This window comes from Marinilabiliales bacterium (assembly GCA_007695015.1).
Classification (GTDB): domain Bacteria; phylum Bacteroidota; class Bacteroidia; order Bacteroidales; family PUMT01; genus PXAP01.
Window position 1 is genome coordinate 1 of the sequence record REEN01000052.1, and the last position, 21,842, is coordinate 21,842.

The 21,842-nt window shown below is 51.2% G+C and carries 15 protein-coding genes; 11 read left to right on the forward strand and 4 right to left on the reverse strand.

From position 1 onward, the window contains the following. The coding region (locus tag EA408_05810; GenBank protein ID TVR72887.1) for a T9SS C-terminal target domain-containing protein at window positions 1-2,803 on the forward strand (2,803 nt) is incomplete at its 5' end. A 130-nt stretch (window positions 2,804-2,933) separates the two neighbouring features. Beyond that, window positions 2,934-3,806 carry an aldo/keto reductase gene (locus EA408_05815; protein ID TVR72924.1) on the forward strand — a complete coding sequence of 291 codons (873 nt, stop codon included), beginning with the start codon at window positions 2,934-2,936 and terminating at the stop codon, window positions 3,804-3,806. Between the two features lie 2 nt (window positions 3,807-3,808). Here EA408_05815 and EA408_05820 read toward each other — a convergent pair whose 3' ends face one another. The 4 genes from EA408_05820 to EA408_05835 form a co-directional block, all read right to left on the reverse strand. Beyond that, entirely contained in the window at window positions 3,809-6,334 is a 2,526-nt protein-coding gene (locus EA408_05820) for a hypothetical protein (GenBank protein TVR72888.1), read from the reverse strand. Window positions 6,335-6,421: 87 nt separating this feature from the next. Then, window positions 6,422-7,096, reverse strand: a complete 675-nt coding sequence (locus tag EA408_05825) for a hypothetical protein (protein ID TVR72925.1) — start codon at window positions 7,094-7,096, stop codon at window positions 6,422-6,424. A 110-nt stretch (window positions 7,097-7,206) separates the two neighbouring features. Next, window positions 7,207-8,688, reverse strand: a complete 1,482-nt coding sequence (locus EA408_05830; protein TVR72889.1) for a twin-arginine translocation signal domain-containing protein — start codon at window positions 8,686-8,688, stop codon at window positions 7,207-7,209. A gap of 75 nt (window positions 8,689-8,763) precedes the next feature. After that, window positions 8,764-9,822, reverse strand: a complete 1,059-nt coding sequence (locus EA408_05835) for a hypothetical protein (protein TVR72890.1) — start codon at window positions 9,820-9,822, stop codon at window positions 8,764-8,766. Window positions 9,823-10,120: 298 nt separating this feature from the next. On the opposite strand from EA408_05835, the gene EA408_05840 reads away from it, so the two are divergent. The 9 genes from EA408_05840 to EA408_05880 all read left to right on the forward strand — a co-directional run bounded on the left by EA408_05840 (window position 10,121) and on the right by EA408_05880 (window position 21,815). Further along, window positions 10,121-11,017: a prephenate dehydratase gene (locus EA408_05840; protein ID TVR72891.1), complete on the forward strand. Its 897-nt coding sequence runs from the start codon at window positions 10,121-10,123 to the stop codon at window positions 11,015-11,017. Window positions 11,018-11,233: 216 nt separating this feature from the next. Further along, window positions 11,234-13,129, forward strand: coding sequence for a dihydroxy-acid dehydratase (locus EA408_05845; GenBank protein ID TVR72892.1), 1,896 nt, complete (start codon window positions 11,234-11,236; stop codon window positions 13,127-13,129). An 8-nt stretch (window positions 13,130-13,137) separates the two neighbouring features. After that, window positions 13,138-14,871 (forward strand): biosynthetic-type acetolactate synthase large subunit, encoded by a 1,734-nt coding sequence (gene ilvB / locus EA408_05850; GenBank protein TVR72893.1) that lies wholly within the window; start codon window positions 13,138-13,140, stop codon window positions 14,869-14,871. Between the two features lie 89 nt (window positions 14,872-14,960). Beyond that, complete coding sequence (gene ilvN / locus EA408_05855) at window positions 14,961-15,506, forward strand: acetolactate synthase small subunit (protein ID TVR72926.1); 546 nt, start codon at window positions 14,961-14,963, stop codon at window positions 15,504-15,506. Between the two features lie 91 nt (window positions 15,507-15,597). Then, a complete protein-coding gene (gene ilvC, locus EA408_05860; protein TVR72894.1) occupies window positions 15,598-16,644 on the forward strand; it encodes a ketol-acid reductoisomerase in 1,047 nt (348 codons plus the stop codon). Window positions 16,645-16,703: 59 nt separating this feature from the next. Then, window positions 16,704-18,197, forward strand: coding sequence for a 2-isopropylmalate synthase (locus EA408_05865; protein ID TVR72895.1), 1,494 nt, complete (start codon window positions 16,704-16,706; stop codon window positions 18,195-18,197). A gap of 28 nt (window positions 18,198-18,225) precedes the next feature. After that, window positions 18,226-19,626, forward strand: coding sequence for a 3-isopropylmalate dehydratase large subunit (gene leuC / locus EA408_05870; GenBank protein ID TVR72896.1), 1,401 nt, complete (start codon window positions 18,226-18,228; stop codon window positions 19,624-19,626). A gap of 21 nt (window positions 19,627-19,647) precedes the next feature. After that, entirely contained in the window at window positions 19,648-20,244 is a 597-nt protein-coding gene (gene leuD / locus EA408_05875) for a 3-isopropylmalate dehydratase small subunit (protein TVR72897.1), read from the forward strand. Further along, window positions 20,241-21,815 carry a 2-isopropylmalate synthase gene (locus tag EA408_05880; protein TVR72927.1) on the forward strand — a complete coding sequence of 525 codons (1,575 nt, stop codon included), beginning with the start codon at window positions 20,241-20,243 and terminating at the stop codon, window positions 21,813-21,815. The genes leuD and EA408_05880 overlap by 4 nt, the downstream gene beginning before the upstream one ends. The last annotated feature ends 27 nt before the right edge of the window (window positions 21,816-21,842 follow it).

Consider the following 21,842-nt stretch of genomic DNA (forward strand, 5'->3'; position numbering starts at 1 on the left):
AGCCAGGATCACGAGCGGGTCGCAGGCAGGCCTTTTTTTGGGTGCGAGTAATTCTGGCGGAATCACTGAATATTTCTCCTCTATGTTAAAAAGAATCTTCCAGCGTATTGTTCTTCCAGCTATCCTGTTTTGCGGTGTATTTTATTTACACGCTAATTCTGAAATTACCCTTCCTTCCTGTGTTATAACCTATCCTCACAATAACGCCTATTACCAGGAAGGCACCGATTTGGTTATCAGGGTCTATTCAACCGGTTTAGGGGGAACCAATGATCCGGCTGAAATTGTTAAAGTTGAGTTCTTTGCAGATTCCCTGAAGATCCATGAAACTTCCGGACATGACCGCCACACCTATTCCTTTGTGTGGGAAGACCTTCAGGCCGGTACCTACAGGATCACTGCCATTGCCACCGATGATCTTGGAACCACCTTTACCTCTGCCGGTGTTATTGTAAATGTCGGACTTGATCCGGTTATACGTAAAGGCATGAGTGCAGGTAAAGGGAAGTACCTTGGCAATATTATAGGCCATCATGGCATACGAAGTGATTTCAATGAGTTATGGAACGGGGTAACGGCAGAGAATGGTGCCAAGTGGGGGGTTGTGGAAGGCACCCGTGATGTCATGAACTGGACGCAGGCTGACTATGCCTATAATCATGCATATCACCACAATATGATGTACAGGTATCATGCGATTGCCTGGGGCAGCCAGTATCCTCAATGGATTACGGAACTTGAGCCGGAGGAGTTTCAGCAGGAGCTTGAGGAGTATATGGCTGCAGTGGCAGACAGGTACCCGATGATTGACCAGGTTGATGTTCTTAATGAACAGCTCCGGACACATGCTGCCGGCACGGTTTACTTCAGGGATGCACTCGGTGGTGCCGGAGAGACCGGCTATGACTGGCAGATATGGATATTTGAGAAGGCCCGGCACTATTTTCCCGATGCAAAGCTTGTTCTTAATGACTACGGTCTGGAAAATGATGCAACTGCCATCAATGAGATGCTCGGACTGGTGAGAGTACTAAGGGACAGGGGACTGATAGACGGATTTGGTACGCAGGCCCATTATTTCAATGTTGACCAGATGGCGACCCGGCCAAATACACTGAAATCGCGAATTGACCTGATGGCATCGGGTGGTATACCAGTATACGTAACCGAGCTGGATCTGAGGGGCAGCTCAAATGATGATGCATCCCAGCTTTTCAGCTATCAGCGTACTTTCCCGGTCTTCTGGGAGCATCCTGCTGTTGCGGGCATCACCCTGTGGGGATATGTGACCGGGCAGACCTGGCGGGAGGGCACAGGCCTGATAAACAGTGATGGCACTAAAAGGCCCGCCATGCTATGGCTGGAGGAATATATGGATGAACAGCCTGATACCGGTTATCCTCATTACGGAATTGAACATGAACCGGATAGTAACCTGATATACAACGGAGAGTTTAACTACGGCACAACGGGATGGGATATCCAGCTTCATTTCGATGCCCACGCCACGATGGAAGTTGTTACCGGGGCAGAAATGTCAGGATCCAATGCTTTGAGAATATGTCCGGTCAATCCAGGCACTGCCAACTGGCACATCCAGGTACGGCAGAATGCGCCCTTCGAGGCCGGAAGGCAGTACAGGATCGCTTTTATGGCAAAAGCCGACACTAACCGGGTTATGGATGTTGCTGTACAGCAGGAAGGAAGTCCGTGGACAACTCATTATCAGAGGTCCTTTGATCTTACGGCAGAGGTACAGGAATTCAGCCGGGTGTTTTCGCCGTCGGTCACTGATGCAACCGCCAAACTGAAATTTTATGCAGGCAATGGCCAGCCCTGCATTTATATTGACAGGGTCGAATTTGTTGATATAACCGAGCCAGATGAAGAACCCGAACCTGATCCGGAGCCCGACCCCGACCCGGAGCCCGAAGCACCCGATTTTGCCCCGGTTGGGGCCACCTGGTATTATACCAAACACAATCCCATGTATTCGGATGATATTTCATACCTGAAGATAATTGCAACGGGTGATACGATAGTTGATGGCATTGAGTGCAGGATACTTGAGAAGGAGAAAAATCTTGAATATACCGGGCGGCCTGATATTGAATATATGTACCAGGAGGACAGTGTAGTATATTTCTGGGATGAGACATTTGAAAAATTCCAAATCCTCTATGATCTGACAAAGGGGGAAGGTGAGTACTGGAAATTTGAGGTGCTGGATACCCATAATGACAATAAACGTGATACAATCAGAGTAACTGTTGATTCAGTCTCCTGGATTGAGATAAACGATCAAATGCTCAAGGAGCTGCATGTTACCTATCAGATGGTTTCTGTTGAGCATTCACAGCCTTACAGTTCTACCATCATCGAGAAAATAGGCGACATCCATTATATGTTCAATTATACGCCATACAGCACTTTACAATATGATGGCCCGATATCCGGGGGGCTGAGATGTTATGAAGACGCTGAACTCGGGTTCTATTCCACCGGTATTGCGGAGTCATGTGACTATGAATACACGGATCCTGATACCGGCCTGACACCTGCACAACCGGCAGTCGAAGTGCAGGTTTATCCGAACCCCGCACGGGACATAATAAACATAATAACCGGCACGGCAACCGGACTTCATTTTGAACTTCTTGATATCAGGGGTGTTGCCCTCAGGGAAGGAAACCTCCCGGGCGATGTACGACTGGATATTTCAGCTATGCCTGTTGGGATCTACGTTTTGCGGATACTTGAGGATAACCGGTTGAAATCAGTACATAAGATTTTGAAGTACTGACACCTTATTTTAATGATGCATATATTTAAATACGTTGGATGAAATAAAATAATTTTCCTATTTTAGCTCATTGAAATTTACGTGTAGTTATTTTCTGGATGCTCATTAAATAATCTTTATCATGGCAAAGATCAACCGCCGGCAGTTTTTGCATACCGGTCTTGCAGGTGCCGCTGCCATTGGGGCAGGGCTTTTCAATATCAGCTACAATCCTGTCGTCAGGGCAGGAGTGGATGAGGTAGCCCTGGGCGAAAGCGGACTGATGGTTCCGCGAATTGCTTTCGGAACTGGTTCGCATGCCGGGGGAAGTCAGTCAAACCAGACGAGGCTCGGTACGCGTGGGTTTGTCAAGCTTGCACGTCACGCTTTTGACCGTGGGTTGAAGTTTTTTGACATGGCCGACACCTACGGTTCACATACTTATGTCCGTGAAGTGCTGAAGGAGGTTCCGCGGGAGGAGACAACACTGCTTACCAAGATCTGGACGACCGATACAAGCTGGTACAAGACCGAGCCGGTCGAAAAGACCCTTGACAGGTTCAGATTGGAGACAGGAAGTGATTATTTTGATATTGTTCTTATGCATTGCCTTATGAGGGGCGACTGGCAGGAGACATCACAGGAGATCATTGACGGTTTCTCTAAGGCAAAGCAACAGGGAGCGATCAAAGCCGTCGGGGTTTCATGTCACGACTGGGATGCCATGAAGGCTGCAGTCAATGACCCCTGGGTAGATGTGATACTTGCCCGGATCAACCCGTTTGGAACTCATATGGACGGCACCCCTGAAGATGTTATGGGCCTTCTTGAAACCGCAAGGAAGAACGGTAAGGGTATCATCGGCATGAAGATCTTCGGAAATGGTGACAACACCTCTGTTGAGGAACGGCAGAGATCAATTGAGTACGTTACAAAAAGTCCGAATGTACACTGCATAACCCTTGGTATGGAGTCCCCCGAAGAGGTTGATGATGCTGTAGACAGGGTGATGAGGCTTGTTTAATATCAGAAAAAGGCATAATTGAACTTTAGCATGATGGTGTTGTGCGGGAAGACGGCGAAGAGGTCGCCTACCTGTTTGCCCAGCGGACTGTCATATGGTGATGCTCCCCATGGCGCCAGGGGGTTCATCTCATCCCTTTTCCTCCGGCTGTGGCTCCATACAAGGTAAAGCGTTGACCCCGGGCGGTATTCCCAGCGGGTCACGAAATTGGACTGGAGGTTCCGGTAACTGAAGTCCCTCTTTTTCGGGAAAGGATCAAACCCGGCAAGTTCATCGGGACTGACCAGGATACTGAAATTATCATAAGTTCCCTTGGCCAGGAACATCTGTGTATAGAGCTGGAAGGAGAGGTTACTTGTTAGTGTAACTGCACTTCTCAGGGTCAGGTCCAGCGCCCTGGTGTCGCGTTCACCAAACAGGGGCAGGTACCAGTACCCGTTTAAATGCTCATCAACCCTCCCGGTTATTTGATCCAGAAGCCCCCCGTCATCAAACCCGGTGAAGTCTCCGGACGTCAATGCTTCCGGGGGAGCTGAAATATTTCCTATTGCCCATTGCCCGTTGGTTCTGGTGAATGTTTCATTTGAGGCCCAGGCTGTGTAGGAGCGTTCCCATTCCCCGTCAATACCTCCGGTAAACGAGAATCGTGTTCCTAAATCAATTTTGCCGCCCAGCGCAAGGTTGTACACCTTTCCCCCGTCGCCGAATACCTTGTAGCCTGCCTCCGGCGTCAACATCCAGCTCTCCCGTTCATCTGAATTATATACCAGGGTTACGGCAACATGATGGGGCCTCGCCCATCTGCCAAGTCCCCGCGTCTCCCATATATCATAACCTCCCATGATCTCAGAAAAGGCTACACCGGACCTTATCCTCTGAAACCCCCTGGTCACCCATTCTGACCTCAGGCTTAGAAAGTCACCCATGTTCCACCCTTCAACATATGAAAATCTCTGCCGCCCTGACATGCTGACCTGGGCCCTCTGGAATGGTCCGAAGGGCTGGCCGTCGTTTATATTGTAATTCAGTCCCGGCCAGATCTCGTGAAAGTTCCGCTCAAAGCTGGTCCACCCTATATCATTGGGATTATAGCGGTCTGAAAAGACAAGGTACGTGATATGGCCGTCCACCGTCCCCTCCCTTTTCCTCATTACAAGTCCGCTCATGAACCCGCTCTCATCATCCCGCCCGGGAACAATTGATCTTCTTTCCGCGAAAGCGGTTATTCCCTCGAAGCTGTACCTGTTGCCGCCAAACCTCACGTCCCAGTCCGCTCCCCCGGTCATGCTCTGCCATCCTATGCCATCCTGACGGGGACTGTGATAGGCTGTGATGATGCCGCCGGCTGACGAATACTGCCCTATCTGCTGTGTGGCCCGCACCACGCCGTAATTGTGGGACGGGTTGAAGTTCCGGCCCGCCGTTGCGCCCAGTATCCCGAATGACAGCCCCCCTTCAGAGCGTCCTGATACTTTTGCCGCTCCCGATATCGGATCCTGAGCCCCGATCCTTCGTGAATAAAACAGACTGCTTATGCCGATCCCGAAATGGAAGATGTCGGCCCCTTCAATAAAGAACGGGCGTCTTTCTCTGAAGAATGTTTCAAATGCCGTCAGGTTGAGCACTGCCGGGTCGGCTTCAACCTGTCCGAAATCCGGATTTATAGTGGCATCCATCATTATGTTGGTACCCAGGCCGACCTTTATGTCGCCGCCTATATCAAATCTAGTGTCGTGTGTTCCCCTTCCCGGTTCTGCCGGGTTTTCGAAGAAATCAACACCCGAAAGAATATAGGGGCGGACCTGGATATTTCTTCTTGGCTCAAGATCGCGTATACCGGTTATCTGCCCGTACCTGGCAACCAGGTTCGCTCTCTCGGTACGGGGTATATACGGCCACTCCGAGATCTCACCCAGCCGTGGTATGCGCCTTGTGAAATGTACGCCCCAGGTTTGCTCCTCTGCCCCGGGAAAACGGAGCATGCTGTAGGGGATGCGCAATTCAGCAACCCAGCCATCTTCGGTTATGCTTACAGCCGAAAACCAGATGGCGTCCCATGAGGTGTCGAGTCCGTCAAAAAGTCCGGTAGTATAGACCCTCCTTCCGCCTTGCTGGCCATCTAGCTGCACGCCGGCGGCATTGACCGCAAATGTATAGGCCGTCCTGCGGTTGAAATAGGAGTCGATCGATATCATGAACCAGTCCGCCCTGTTAAACTCATCCCTTCTGCCGAGAATATTCTCAACCTCTTCAGGGTCATCGTACATCCTGGCACCTATATAAAGGTCGTCTTCGCCAAATAGTATGCGCACCTCGGTCTTTCTTGACGCGGGTGATCCCTCCGAGGGTTCCAGCCTGATAAAGCCGGTTATCACCTCAGCCTTTTCCCAGTCATCTTCATCGAGGCTTCCGTCGATAACGATCAGGTCTTTGGTGTAAGCGGCAGGAATTGCTGTGCCGGTCTGTGCAGATGTTGTTTTGATGCTGAAAAGCAGCAGCAGGAGCGAAATGGAAATTTTCAGGTGCATTAACAGTGAGTTTGTTTTCAGGTCAGTACTCTGTCAGGCTCGGGTAATCAGTTGGCTGAGTCAATCATCCGGGCTCAGGCTGTCACGTTACCTGAATATGATGGTTCCGAAATTATGCGGCTCATGGAAATGGACATCGGTCTCCTGCCATGAGAACCTGGCCGGTCCCTCATCGTAGTCGAGCCTGTAGAAGTTTGCCCTCCATTCTGTGCCCGGTTCCGGGGGTTCAATAACAAGCGGATCCATCAGCTTAAAGGGGATAAAGAACTCGGCCGTCCATCCTGTCACGTTCCCCTCAACATCTTTATGAATTGTGGTCTGGCGGCGTGTCCTCTTGTCTCCCTCATAGTTCCACGGCAGCCAGCCCAGGAAACGCCGGTCTCCGTCAACATTTGGTATAAGCAGTGTCAGCTCCTGGTTAAGCGGCGAAATCTGGTATTCAAAATATACGGGGTAATCTTCTTCAGGCATCAGGAATACCTCTACCACATCCTCTTCCCAGAGGTTGAGGTTATCGCCCTGCATGGTTGCATTTATCACCTTGTCTTCGCAGTGGAATAGAAAATATATCCCTTTCGGGGAATAGAGGGCTTTCAGCCGGGTTTCGTAGCTGATCCTGTCATTCGACCTTTGGGGGATGATCTCCCACTCTGCCCTGTTCCACTCAGGAGAGCTGCCGTCTCCCGTAACCTCAAAATCGGTTACAGGCAGGATTTCAAGGTAACTCGTTTTACTGCTGCTCTGAGCCTCTGGTGCTGCCATCAGATTAATGGTTGAAATAGATAATATAAACAATAAACTGAAAGCCGCCATCATCTGATACCGGCTCTCAGTTGGATTTAAGACATCAGTTTTCAGTGCCATGAGCCTCGCTATACTGTCAACGCTTCAGTTGCCGATTTTCTTCCGGCGGCATCAACAGCAACTATTTTAAACTCTTTTCCGTCAGGTGTTTCAAAGCTGAAAGGCACTTTTGAGACCTGCGGCTTATGCCGGACGGTTTCCAGCAGCTCGCCGTCCCTCAGTATCTCATAGTGGGTAACCGGTTCATCTCCCGCATAGCTGGTTTCCCAGGAGAGCTTTATCCTGTCGGTCTTTTCAAGTTTTGCATTCCTCGGTGGTGTAAGTCCCCGATCAGCCATCTGGAAATAGTTGGTCTCGCCTCCACGGGCCCTTTCCCCGATCTTCTCAAGTTCCCTTCTTTCCTGCACCGACAGGGCATCAGCCTCTATCTGCGCGGCATAGTAATTCTGAACGAGCTGGCATTTCAGCGGGTCTTCGTTGATTTCGCCTATTCCCACGATAAGTGTATGTACTCCGGGTGTTGTAAGTGCATACTCAATAAGCGGTTTACTGGGAACTGACTCGGTTCCTATTATCCTTACCACGTCGTCGGGAACCCTTGACCATCCGGGCTCCTTGGTGTACATTGCCCCGTCGGCGAATACCTTCATGCCGATAACGCCTATGTTCCTCGCCTGTGCGACGGGTATCACGTTGTACTGCATGTTCAGGTAGCGCCTGTCGTTAACGTTTATAGTTACCAGCATGCCATCAAGCAGATCCCACTTGTCACGTTGTATCATGTCGATCATTGCAGGGGCATTGTGATGGCCCGAGAAACCCAGGTGGCGGACAAGCTTTTCGTGTTTCGGGTTCAGTCCGGTAATATTGGTGCCGTCGCGGTAGTCCCTCAGTGCTACCAGGGCCCCGAAATTGCCATCCTTGTCCAGCGGTGTTTCCAGTCCCTGATATACCACATCCACCTCCTCAAAATCGACCAGGTTATGTATCATTATCATATCTACATATGCACCTTCGGGGTATGTCCCGTCGTCGTTGCCGAACATCTGCGAGAGTGATCTTTTGAGATCGGCAACCGCACCCTCGCCATGATCACCCTGGCTGCTGTTCCTTACGTTGGGGAGTTCGGGATAACCGCCCTTTGCCCAGCGTATCATGGTCTTTGTCGTAAGGAATATCGATTCCCTCAGTTGGCTGTTGTATCCTTCCATTCCGGGGACAAGGTCGAGCTTCCTGAAAGCCTTCCCGAAATTGAGCTGGCTCGGGCCGTAAACGTTGGAGGTGTCGTAGTAGTTGATGCCAAGGTCAAATGACTTAAGAATGATGTCAACGGGGTTGACGTCATCAGGGGTCCACTGAATGGAACCCTGTCCCCCGAGTGCCATGCTTGTTACATCAAAGTTTATTCTTCCAAATCTTCTTTTCAGCGGGGCAGGAAATCTGTCCACGCTGCATGAGAGTGCCGGCATAATGGTCATGCCGGCCGCAGCAGCTGCAGAAAGCCGCATAAAATCACGCCTTGATAATACGTTTCTCTTTTTCTGGCTCATAAACTTTTTATTTTAGGGTTTTTATCCTGGAAATGTTCATGCTGAATGAAACAAAAATACGAAAATTCCCGGAAACTAATCGCCCTGCCTGATGCAACGAACCGAGAAGCCGCTGTTGATCATGAACATGTGCCTGTATACTCCCCCGTTGCTGCTGCTGATATTCCTGTACCATGCATGTCCTTCTCCAGCAGTGGTGGATGTCCAGAAATTGGCAGACCTTCTAAGCATGTATGACCTGCCGTCAGGATGCCTGTACCCTCCGGGCAGTGCTGAGAAGCCAATCCGGTCAGTCGCCAGTGTATTGGGATCCCGCCAGTAAACTGTACCCGTTGCCTTCAGGCTGCCTCCTGCATACCTGTCCCTCAACCCGGTACTCCCGGCATCTGCGGCTGACATGCCAAGCTCCGTTTCAAGCCGTTGCCAGTGTCTGTCTGATGGTACCTCCCAGCCGGCCGGACAAATGCCCCTCTCATCTGCAACCGCATGGAAGTTGTAAAGCTTGCCGTAGACCTCACCTAGCTTATCATCGTGAAAATAGTATGTCCATGCACCTTCTGTTGCCGACCTCCATTCATGCACCCCTTCCGGGTTGGGTATTACGTCACCATTGTTATATCTTGAAACAGACAGGTTGGCGGCGGTCCATTCCAGTCCGGCCGCCCTTAGGGTATTGTAGGTGTTGCCGTCGATATCAGTCACCGATCCCCAGAATGTTTTGAACCGGAACTCATTGCCGTATGCCACCTCGCCACTGTGGGATGCCCATGACCTTACATAGTAGACAGTCTCCGGCCGGAGTCCCTGAATCTCCATCCTGAACACAGGGTCGCTCCCCTCTGAGTTCAGCTTGCCTGCATGCCTGCTTACTGAAGGGTCGGGCAACGTATCCCATACCAGTCCCCGCCCCGTTATACCATTATTATCGCCGTAAACTATGGTGCCTCCGCTTACTGCTGTGGAGGAGGTGATCTCGCTTATAACGCCGGTTGCAATGATAACTGGGCCGGTCTGTTTAGAGCAGGAAGGGGCGAATATGACTGATAAGAGGAGAAACCAGGTAAAGATTGCAGCGACTTGCACGCGAAGCGAACGAAATATCCTGATGTTACCGGTATTGCCTGCCAGAGCCATAATTGATGGCGATTTGTGTTTTTTATTATCCTGCACTTTTCCCCTTCCGGAATGAGTTGACGAATTGCCGAAAATAATATTTCGCTGTAAATTAAAAACAGCAGTTGTATTATATTGTTGTTTCAAAAATAAGTTTTTTGATTATATTTGCCGGATATGATGATAACTATCAACAACAGCTTTTTCTTTTTCTTTTTCAGGAGCGATCCGGAAAAGGGACTGTGATATTGCTGTTTACAATATTGTTTGGAAAGTCCCGGATCTCCGGGACTTTTTTTTAACCAAAACCTGAGTAACCATGACAGAGCAAGACAAGAAGAAGCGTACATTAAGGGTCGCCATCCAGGGCGGTTACGGGGCGTTCCATGAGATTGCCGCCAGGAAATATTACAGTGACAGGGAACTGACCATTGTGCCGTGCGACACATTTATAGACCTGTTCGATTCGGTGGCAGGCGGCGGTTCGGATGCAGCAGTAGTGGCCATTGAGAATTCGGTTGCAGGATCGCTTATACCCAATTATGCATTGCTCAGTGGCAGCGGATTGACTGTAACTGGTGAGGTGTACCTCAGGATCGTCCAGAACCTGATCGGACTGCCGGGACAAAAACAGGAGGATATCACCCAGGTACATTCGCATCCTATGGCGATCCTGCAGTGCCAGGAATATCTTGCGCCTATGCGCAGCAGGGGAGTGAAGGTGATTGAGTCGATCGATACCGCACTAAGTGCAAAATGGATCAGCGAGAACCGCAAGACCGGGGTGGCAGCACTCGCCAGTGATCTGGCTGCCGGGATGTACGGACTGGAGATCATTGCCGCAAGTATCGAGAGCAACAAGCGGAACTTCACAAGGTTCCTGATAGCCGAACCTGTCGCTGAACATGTTACCGAACCCGGAATTGATGACAAGGGCAAACATACTGATAAGGCATCAGTTTGCTTTACGCTTCCCCACGCAGTGGGCAGCCTCTCACAGGTCCTTTCCGTTTTTGCCTTCTACCGCATAAATCTCTCCAAGATACAGTCACTGCCTGTAGTTGGAAAGGAATGGGAGTATTTCTTTTACCTGGACCTGCTGTACGACGACGTGTCAATGTACAAAAAATCGCTTGAGGCTGTAAAGCCGTTGATTGACAAGCTGCAGATACTTGGTGAATACAGGGCCGGTGAAAGAAATAACGAAAAAATATGATTTTTTTCATGAATTCTCTTTGAACTTAATTAATAATTCCTACATTTGTCCCGAATTTATGTTATAAAACATATGCGACACATGCTAACATCGATCATCTTTATTATTCTTACCTGTCACGGGAAGAAGTGAGACCGATGTTTGTATAGTCACAATATAAAAAACAACAAAGCCCTCTCACTTCAAAAGTGAGGGGGCTTTTTAAGTTAAATGGCTATGCAGCGGAAACTGAGAAGCGACACCACTACCCGGGGCAGACTTAATGCCGGCGCAAGAAGCCTCTGGAGGGCAAACGGGATGAGGCATGAACAGATGGGCAAACCTGTCGTGGCCATTGCAAATTCATTCACACAATTTGTTCCAGGCCATGCGCACCTGCATGATATCGGGCAGAAAGTGAAGAAACTTGTAGAGAAACAGGGATGCTTTGCTGCCGAGTTTAATACCATTGCAGTTGACGACGGCATTGCCATGGGACATAATGGAATGCTCTATTCGCTGCCGTCGCGCGAGCTTATAGCCGACAGCGTTGAATATATGGTCAACGCACATTGTGCCGATGCACTTGTATGCATAAGCAACTGCGACAAGATAACCCCTGGCATGCTGATGGCAGCCATGCGGCTGAACATTCCGACCGTGTTTGTCAGTGGCGGACCCATGGAGGCTGGCAGGCACCGCGGCAGGGCAGTTGACCTGGTCGATGCCATGGTCGCCGCGGCCGACCCTTCGGCTGCTGACGAGGACTTATATGATATCGAAAAAAATGCCTGTCCCACCTGCGGATCCTGTTCGGGTATGTTCACAGCCAATTCGATGAACTGTCTTAATGAGGCTATCGGACTTGCCCTTCCGGGGAACGGTACGGTGGTTGCCACCCACGTCAACCGTTTATCGCTTTTCGAGGAGGCAGCCTCGCTTATAGTTTCGCTGGCGGAGAGGTATTATGGCAGCGGCGATGAGACCGTCCTGCCCAGGTCCATAGCAACTCGCGATGCCTTTCTCAATGCTATGAGGCTCGATATTGCCATGGGAGGATCGACAAACACCGTTCTCCATCTCCTGGCTATCGCTCATGAAGCCGGAGTTGATTTTACCATGAAGGATATCGACAGGCTTTCGCGCACAACGCCTGTACTGTGCAAGGTGGCGCCCAGCAGCAGCTACCATGTAGAGGATGTAAACCGGGCGGGAGGCGTGTTCGGTATCATGGCTGCACTCCGCGATGCAGGGCTGATTGATACGGATGTGCCCCGAATAGACTATCCCACCCTTGGCGATGCGCTGAGGGATTACGACCTGAAGTCGTCGTCGGCCATACAGAAGGCGTGGGACATATACGCAAGCGCACCCGGCGGCTTTCATAACCTGGTGCTGGGGTCGCAACGTACCGTTTACGAGAACCTTGACCTTGACCGTGAGAATGGTTGTATAAGGTCCGTTTCCAGTGCATGGTCAGTTGATGGGGGACTTGCAGTTCTTTACGGCAATATCGCACCCTGCGGGTGTATAGTGAAAACGTCCGGTGTTGACCCGGAGTTGCTTCACTTTGAAGGTCCTGCCCGGGTATTTGAATCGCAGGATGATGCATGCAGGGCAATACTTGATGGTGATATAAAGGCAGGAGAGGCGGTGATCATAAGGTATGAAGGACCACGCGGCGGACCGGGCATGCAGGAGATGCTCTATCCCACTTCATATCTTAAGTCCGCGCAACTGGGCGCCTCATGTGCCCTTGTCACCGACGGTCGGTTCTCGGGGGGTACAAGCGGACTGTCAATCGGACATGTTTCGCCCGAGGCTGCCGCAGGAGGCCCTCTTGCTCTTTTAAGGGACGGCGACAGGATAGTGATCGATATACCAGGAAGGGAGATAAATGCAGGTGTGCCTGATCAGGAGCTCTCAGCCCGGCGCAAAGAGGAGCTGCAGCGTAACGCTGATGCATTTACCCCCGCCGTGCGAAAGAGGAATGTCTCTTTATCGCTCAGGCTTTATGCCTCGGTAGTGTCGTCGGCCGACAGGGGAGCCGTAAGAATGCTTACCGGTGCAGGTAATACTGCCTGCAGCCATGAAAATGAGAATTCAGGCCTGGAGTACAGGCAGCAACAATAATTACAGCCATGCAAAAACAAAATGAATTATTGATGGAAGATCAGAAAAAAGAGACTGTTAAGATGACAGGTTCGGAGGCGGTAATGGAATCGTTCGTCCGCGAAGGCGTCGACCTGATATTCGGTTACCCCGGCGGTGCGATCATGCCGGTTTACGATGCACTCTACTCATACCGGGAAAAGATTAACCATATCCTGGTAAGACATGAGCAGGGAGCGGTACATGCCGCCCAGGGATACGCACGTGCCTCAGGAAGGGTTGGCGTGTGCCTGGTGACCTCTGGTCCGGCCGCTACCAATGCGGTTACAGGTATTGCCGATGCAATGATCGATTCTACACCCGTGGTTGTCATAAGCGGACAGGTGGGATCGGTGTTGCTGGGTTCCGATGCCTTCCAGGAGGTCGATGTGGTTGGTGTGACCCAGCCGGTTACCAAATGGAACTACCAGATAACACGCGCCGAAGAGATCCCGTGGGCGATTGCACGGGCTTTCTACATAGCCCGTACCGGGCGTCCCGGACCGGTATTGCTGGATATCACGAAAGATGCACAGTTCGGTTCACTGGATTACAGCTATAAGCCGGTGACATCTGTCAGAAGCTACACCCCGTATCCTTCGGTTGATCCCGGACTGATAGAAGAGGCCGCAAGGCTCATAAACCTATCCTCCAGGCCAATGGCCCTGGTCGGACAGGGTGTGGTGCTTGCAGGTGCCGAAAAGGAGCTGATAGAATTTCTTGAAAAGACGGGCATACCGGCAGCGCAAACGCTCCTGGGATTGTCTGCCATACCCTCCGGTCATCCCCTTAATGTGGGGGGACTTGGTATGCATGGTAACTATGGTCCCAATGTAATGGTGAATCAAAGCGACCTGGTGATTGCCATAGGAATGAGGTTTGACGACCGTGTGACTGCCGATCCGAAGAGGTATGCCACCAGCGCCAGGGTGATCCATATGGAGATAGACCCTGCCGAGATCAACAAGATAATCCATGCCGATGTGCCACTTCTCGGGAATGTTAAGGAGAGTCTGCCCATGCTTACCGGAAAGGTGAGCAAAAACGACCACGGCAATTGGGTTGAGGAGTTCAGGGCATGCGACAGGGTTGAGTACAAGCGGCTTGTTGAAAGGGAAATTTACCCCGACAAGCCCGAGATCACCATGGCAGAAGTTGTTAGAAGGGTTTCCGATGCCTATGATGACGACGCCATCATGGTGACCGATGTGGGTCAGCACCAGATGATCTCCTGGAGATATTTCAAATTCAGGCAGTCACGTTCGGTAATCACCAGCGGGGGACTCGGTACGATGGGCTTCGGACTGCCGGCTGCCATCGGGGCCAAGCTGGCAATGCCCGGCCGGCCGGTCTGCCTCTTTGTGGGTGACGGAGGGTTCCAGATGACGATCCAGGAGCTGGGCACCATATACCAGTCCAAGGTACCCGTAAAAATAGTACTGCTCAACAACAACTTCCTGGGAATGGTAAGGCAGTGGCAGGAGCTCTTCTTTGACCACCGTTATGCACATACCTCCCTCATAAATCCCGACTTCCAGACAATTGCCAAAGGGTACTACGTGCCCGCGGTCAAGGTGACCAGGCGTGAGGAGCTGGACAAGGCGGTAAAAAAGATGGTCAGCGCTGAAGGCCCGTTCCTGCTCGAGGTTGCCGTCGAGAAAGAGGGCAATGTTTTCCCGATGGTGCCGGCAGGGGGCTCAGTCGATGAGATAATACTTGAATAACAGCATCTCCCATGAGCCGGCGCCTTACTGCCGGCCGGGCGGAGGAGATACATAACAATGCAAACCAGTTAATTACAAATAACAACACAATGAAGCAGGAGTTCACTGTTACCGTATATACCGAAAATCGTGTCGGCATACTGAACCAGGTCACCTCGGTTTTTACGAGAAGGCACATCAATATAGAGAGTCTTACCACGTCGGAGTCGGCCATAGAAGGCATACACAAGTTCACTGTCGTGGTTTATGCCACGAAAGAGGAGATTGACGTACTCGTGCGTCAGATCGAGAAGCGCATCGACATCCTGAAAGCTTACTATTTCTCGCAGGATGAGATAGTCTACCAGGAGATAGCCCTATACAGGGTACCTACAGCCTCGCTTTTCGAAGGGAACGAGGTCGAAAAGCTGGTACGCCAGTTCGGTGCAAGAATCCTGGAGATGACGCCCGAATATACCGTCATTGAGAAGACCGGCCACAAGAACGAGACTCAGGAGCTTTTCAACAAGCTTGACCCTTACGGGGTCACCCAGTTTACCAGGTCAGGGCGGGTAGCCGTGAACAAGCTGAAGAAGGAGCCGCTGAACAGCTACCTGCGCAAACTTGCAAAAAATGGCGTTAATCCAGGAAACTGAACCCCCCGTCATTGCGCCGTGCAAGTCCGTGACATGAGGATTTAAAACGAATGAATATATACAACATTTTAAAAACCAATAAAACAGAACTATGGCACAGATCAATTTTGGCGGAGTAACTGAAAATGTAGTAACCCGTGAAGAGTTTCCCCTGTCCAGGGCGCTTGAAGTAATGAAAGACGAGACCATTGCCGTGTTAGGTTACGGGGTGCAGGGACCCGGACAGGCACTGAACCTCAAAGACAATGGCTTCAATGTGATAGTGGGTCAGAGGAAAGAATCCAAAACCTGGGAAAAAGCTGTTGCTGACGGCTGGGAACCCGGCAAAAACCTCTTCCCTATAGAGGCAGCCCTGGAAAAGGGCACGGTAATACAGTACCTGCTTTCAGATGCAGGCCAGATAGCGCTGTGGCCGGCGGTGAAAAAAAACCTCTCTCCCGGCAAGGTGCTCTATTTCTCACACGGGTTCGGCATTACCTATAAGGAGCAGACAGGGATAATCCCCCCCAAAGATGTTGATGTAGTGCTTGTCGCTCCCAAAGGCTCGGGTACCAGTCTCCGCAGGATGTTTCTGGAGGGACGGGGACTTAACAGCAGCTATGCCATATTCCAGGATGCAACAGGCAGGGCAGAGGAGAGGGTCATTGCTCTCGGCATAGGGGTTGGCAGCGGATATCTGTTTGAAACCACTTTCAAAAAGGAGGTTTACAGCGATCTGACAGGCGAAAGGGGTACGCTGATGGGAGCAGTCCAGGGATTGTTCGCTGCACAGTACCAGGTTTTGCGTGAAAACGGCCACTCGCCGTCAGAAGCTTTCAACGAGACTGTTGAGGAGCTTACCCAAAGCCTTATGCCACTGGTTGCAGAGAACGGAATGGACTGGATGTATGCTAACTGTTCGACCACTGCCCAGCGGGGTGCGCTGGACTGGTGGAAAAAATTCAGGGACACCAACCTGCCGGTTTTCCGGGAGCTCTATTCGGAGGTGGCCAAAGGCAACGAGGCCCGCAAGGCCATCGAGGCAAATTCAAAACCCGATTACAGGACCGGACTTGAAAAGGAGCTTGGCGAGCTGCGTGACTCTGAGATGTGGAGGGCCGGTGCCGAGGTCAGAAAACTGCGTCCCGAAAACCTATAATACACTTAAAGAAAAGATAAAAGAACCATAAAATTGTAACCAATAAAACAGATTCTGATATGGACAAAAAGATTCACATTTTTGATACCACGCTGAGAGACGGTGAACAGGTCCCGGGCTGCCAGCTCAACACCATAGAAAAGATTGAGATTGCCAGGCAGCTTGAAAAGCTTGGAGTCGATATTATTGAAGCCGGGTTCCCTATCTCTTCACCCGGTGATTTCAACTCAGTTGTGGAAATATCCAAAACAGTTGAAAAACCGGTTGTTTGTGCCCTTACAAGAGCAGTTGATAAGGATATTGAGGTTGCGGCCGATTCACTGAAGTTTGCCAAAAGGAAGAGAATACATACAGGCATCGGCACTTCTGAATTCCACATAAAGAATAAACTGAACTCGAACAGGGAAGATATACTCAAAAGAGCCGTTGCCGCGGTAAAGCTTTCAAGGAAATTTGTCGACGATGTAGAGTTTTACGCCGAGGATGCCGGGAGGACCGAAAACGAATACCTCGCAAGGGTTATCGAGGCCGTTATAAAGGCTGGCGCCACTGTTGTCAATATTCCCGATACCACGGGATACTGCCTGCCCGGCGAGTACGGCGAAAAGATAGCCTTCCTGGTGAATAATGTGCCCAACATCGACAAGGCGGTGATATCAACACATTGTCATAATGACCTCGGCATGGCCACGGCCAATACGTTATCAGGTGTCATTAACGGTGCCCGCCAGGTGGAGGTCACCATAAACGGCATTGGCGAACGGGCCGGCAACACATCTCTTGAAGAGGTAGTCATGGCGCTGAAAAGCCATCATACGCTTGACTATGAAACGGGTGTCGACACACAGCAGATCATGAGAACAAGCAAGCTGGTGTCTACCCTTATGCGCATGCCGGTACAGCCGAACAAAGCGATAGTCGGCCGCAATGCCTTTGCCCATTCTTCCGGCATTCACCAGGACGGTGTGCTGAAAGACAGGCAAAACTACGAAATCATTGATCCTGCAGAAGTCGGCGTCAAAGAGTCCGCCATAGTGCTTACCGCACGCAGCGGAAGGGCAGCCCTGAAGCACCGTCTTCAGATACTGGGCTACGAGTTCGGTAACGAAGAGATGGAAGATGTATACAGCCGGTTCCTTGACCTGGCAGACAGGAAAAAGGATATCGGCGATGAGGATCTTGAGATCCTTGCGGGCAGGGAGAAGAAAGGTAAGCCGCCCATTGAGCTTGTCTCCCTCCAGGTGATGTGCGGCAAGTCCACCATCCCCACGGCAACGGTGCAGGTAAGCTTCAAGGGCGACGTCTTTACCGAGACCGCTTCCGGTAATGGCCCTATTGATGCCTCATTCACCGCCGTCAAGAACCTTGTAAAAAGGAGGGTGCGACTCGAGGAGTTTCTTATACAGGCCATCACCAGGGGCAGCGACGATCTCGGGAAGGTCCACGTGCAGATAGAGCACAAGGGTGACAACTATTACGGCTTTTCGGCCCATACCGATATCGTTACCGCATCCGTGGAGGCATTCCTCGATGCAATAGGAAAAATATCATAGTTGGACAAAAAGTTAAAACCATTGAACATTGAGCAGCAAGACGACATTTGACAAGATATGGGACGATCATGTGGTAAGCACCGTTCCCGAAGGTCCCGATGTGCTGTATATCGACAGGCACTTTATCCACGAGGTTACCAGTCCCCAGGCGTTCGGGGGACTTAAAAGGAGAGGTATAAAGGTATTCCGTCCGGCCAATACGGTGGCCACGGCCGATCACAACGTACCGACAACCAATCAGCACCTGCCCATCCAGGAGGAGCTTAGCAGGGTTCAGGTAGAAAAACTGGCAGAGAACTGCAGCGAGCATGGCATCACCCTTTACGGGCTGAATCATGCCTATAACGGAATTGTCCATGTGATCGGTCCCGAGCTGGGTATAACACAGCCCGGCATGACGATAGTCTGCGGCGACAGCCACACATCGACCCACGGCGCCTTCGGCAGCATCGCTTTCGGCATAGGCACCAGCGAGGTGGAGATGGTTCTCGCCGGCCAGTGCATAATGCAGGCACGTCCTAAAACCATGAGGATCAATATTGACGGTGTTCCCGGAAAAGGGGTTACCTCAAAGGATATCATACTGTACATAATAGCGCAGATATCAACAGGAGGGGCAACAGGGTATTTCGTGGAATACAGCGGTGAAGCGGTGCGGTCGCTCTCTATGGAGGCCAGGATGACCATTTGCAATATGAGTATTGAGATGGGTGCACGCGGGGGACTCATAGCCCCGGACGAGGTTACTTTTGAATATCTCAGGGGACGGGAATTTGCTCCTGCAGAGAAGGAGTTTGACAGATATGTTGAGAGGTGGAGAAAACTTGCATCGGACAGTAATGCGTCTTTCGATAAAGAACTTTATTTTGATGCCGCAGCTATTGAGCCGATGATTACCTGGGGCACCAATCCCGGTATGGGAATACCGGTCACTGCCCCTATTCCCCGGAAGGACGATACAGGTAACACATCTGAGGCATCTTTCAGAAAATCGCTCGATTATATGGGGTTTAATCCCGGCGAGCCGTTGGCGGGCAAGAGAGTGGACTACGTCTTTGTAGGCAGCTGCACCAATGGTAGGATAGAGGATATGAGGAGCTTTGCGCAATTTGTGAAAGGCAGGAAAAAGGCAGAAGGAGTAACGGCATGGATAGTGCCGGGGAGCAGGCAGGTTGAAAGGCAGGCTGCCGGGGAAGGCATACGGGATATCCTTGAAGAGGCAGGGTTTGAGTTGCGCCAGCCGGGCTGTTCAGCATGCCTGGCGATGAACGAGGATAAGATCCCTGAAGGAAAATATGCGGTTTCGACTTCCAACAGGAATTTCGAGGGAAGGCAGGGCCCTGGTGCACGCACCATGCTTGCCAGTCCCCTCACCGCCGCCGCTGCAGCGATCACTGGCGTGGTAACCGATCCGCGTGAATTTTTATAATTAATAATAAAAAGATCAGAAATGCCTTTAGATAAATTTACAACACTTGTGTCAACATGCGTTCCGCTGCCTGCAGAGAATGTGGATACCGACCAGATCATACCGGCAAGGTTCCTGAAGGCCACTTCACGTGAAGGGTTTGGCGAGAACCTTTTCAGGGACTGGAGGTACGACAATGCCGGGCGTCCCAGGGAAGATTTCGTGTTGAATGACAATAGGTACGAGGGAAGGATACTTGTCGCCGGAAAAAATTTCGGCAGCGGGAGCAGCCGCGAGCATGCAGCCTGGGCGATAAAGGATTACGGCTTCAGGGTGGTGGTCTCCAGCTTTTTTGCCGACATATTCAGGAATAATGCCCTGAACAACGGATTGCTGCCGGTGCAGGTAACCGGCGATTTCCTGTCGCTGCTTTTCGACCGTATAAGGAAAGACCCGCGGGTGAAGGTGAGGGTTGACCTGGCACAACAGTCTGTCAGCCTGGAGGCTGGAGGGTTGTCTGAAAACTTTGAAATAAGTGCATACAAGAAAAAATGCCTGCTTAACGGGTACGACGACATAGACTACCTGTTAAGCATGAAGGAAAGAATTGTAGAATGGGAGCAAAAAAGAGAGCTATGATAAATGTTGAAGTAATGGACACAACGCTCAGGGATGGTGAACAGACCACGGGTGTATCTTTCAATGATGGTGAAAAGCTTGCAATAGCGCAGCTGCTGCTCGATGAGATCAGGGTTAACCGTATTGAGGTGGCATCGGCCAGGGTTTCGGAGGGAGAGTACCGCGCGGTAAAACGGATCACCGAATGGGCGGCTGCAAAAGGCTATCTTGACCGGGTCGAGGTACTTGGTTTTGTCGATGGCACGCTGTCGCTGGACTGGGCCTGTGAAGTGGGCGTCAGGGTTGTGAACCTGCTTACCAAGGGGTCGCTGAAGCATTGCGAGGGGCAGCTGCGCAAAACACCGCAGCAGCACCTTGACGATATCGACAGTGTGATCGAAGAGGCTGCAGGAAGGGGGCTGAAGGTGAATGTATACCTGGAGGACTGGTCCAATGGCATGATACACTCACCCGCGTATGTTGAGAACATGATCGAATACCTGAGCACCAGGAAAGTTGAAAGGATCATGCTTCCCGATACGCTGGGGATACTGAACCCCGGCCAGACCCTGGAGTTCTGCAGTTGGGCCGTTAAGCGATGGCCGGATATCCATTTCGACTTTCATGCGCACAATGACTATGACCTGGGCACTGCCAACGTCATATCGGCCGTAAAGGCAGGTGTCAGGGGGGTTCATACCACCGTGAACGGACTGGGTGAACGTGCTGGGAATGTGCCTCTTGCCAGTGTGATAGGGGTGCTGAACGACCACCTTAAAGCCGGGAACACCCTTGTAGAATCGAAGGTTTCAAAGGTCTCGAAGATGGTCGAGCTGTTCAGCGGGATCAGGATTCCTCAGAACAAGCCGCTTACCGGCGAATATGTCTTTACCCAGTGCTGCGGCGTGCATGCCGATGGCGACGACAAGGGAGACCTTTATTTCAATGAGCTTCTGCCCGAGAGGTTCGGCAGGTTCAGGCGTTACGCCCTGGGCAAGACTTCAGGCAAGGCCTCCATAAAGAAGAACCTCGATGAGCTTGGCATCACCCTGTCGCGCGAGGACCTCGACAAGGTGACGCGCAGGGTCATTGAGCTGGGCGACCAGAAAGAGACTGTCACCACGGGCGACCTGCCCTACATCATTTCAGACGTGCTCAGGAATGGATCAAAGGAGCAATCAATCTGCCTGGTCAATTACCACCTCACGGTTGCACGCGGGATGAAGCCGGTGGCCTCGCTCAGCGTGTCGATAGACGGTGAGACCTATTCCGAAACGTCGGTAGGTGACGGACAATACGATGCATTCATGAAAGCCATGTGGAAGATATACAGAAACCTCGGCAGGCCCGTTCCGGCGCTTACCGATTACCTGGTGACAATACCCCCCGGTGGCAAGACCGATGCCCTTGTTGAAACGATCATCACATGGGAATATGAAGGGATAGAGTACCGGACAAGGGGACTGGATGCAGACCAGACGACCGCTGCCATCAAGGCTACCATGAAGATGCTCAACATAATCGGGAACCGGCCGGCTAAAACGAAAACGTCCAAAACTGCCACGATTACCGGTCATGTTCAGACCAAATAACGATCAATAACATATTATCTTTGCAAG

Bases quoted from the DNA above. Each gene is read 5' to 3' on its own strand.
- ilvC (TVR72894.1), top strand. From the start codon at position 15,598: ATGGCACAGATCAATTTTGGCGGAGTAACTGAAAATGTAGTAACCCGT.
- EA408_05825 (TVR72925.1), bottom strand. From the start codon at position 7,096: ATGGCAGCACCAGAGGCTCAGAGCAGCAGTAAAACGAGTTACCTTGAA.
- EA408_05880 (TVR72927.1), top strand. From the start codon at position 20,241: ATGATAAATGTTGAAGTAATGGACACAACGCTCAGGGATGGTGAACAG.
- EA408_05835 (TVR72890.1), bottom strand. From the start codon at position 9,822: ATGGCTCTGGCAGGCAATACCGGTAACATCAGGATATTTCGTTCGCTT.
- EA408_05830 (TVR72889.1), bottom strand. From the start codon at position 8,688: ATGAGCCAGAAAAAGAGAAACGTATTATCAAGGCGTGATTTTATGCGG.
- ilvB (TVR72893.1), top strand. From the start codon at position 13,138: ATGCAAAAACAAAATGAATTATTGATGGAAGATCAGAAAAAAGAGACT.
- ilvN (TVR72926.1), top strand. From the start codon at position 14,961: ATGAAGCAGGAGTTCACTGTTACCGTATATACCGAAAATCGTGTCGGC.
- EA408_05820 (TVR72888.1), bottom strand. From the start codon at position 6,334: ATGCACCTGAAAATTTCCATTTCGCTCCTGCTGCTGCTTTTCAGCATC.
- EA408_05845 (TVR72892.1), top strand. From the start codon at position 11,234: ATGCAGCGGAAACTGAGAAGCGACACCACTACCCGGGGCAGACTTAAT.
- EA408_05865 (TVR72895.1), top strand. From the start codon at position 16,704: ATGGACAAAAAGATTCACATTTTTGATACCACGCTGAGAGACGGTGAA.
- leuD (TVR72897.1), top strand. From the start codon at position 19,648: ATGCCTTTAGATAAATTTACAACACTTGTGTCAACATGCGTTCCGCTG.
- EA408_05840 (TVR72891.1), top strand. From the start codon at position 10,121: ATGACAGAGCAAGACAAGAAGAAGCGTACATTAAGGGTCGCCATCCAG.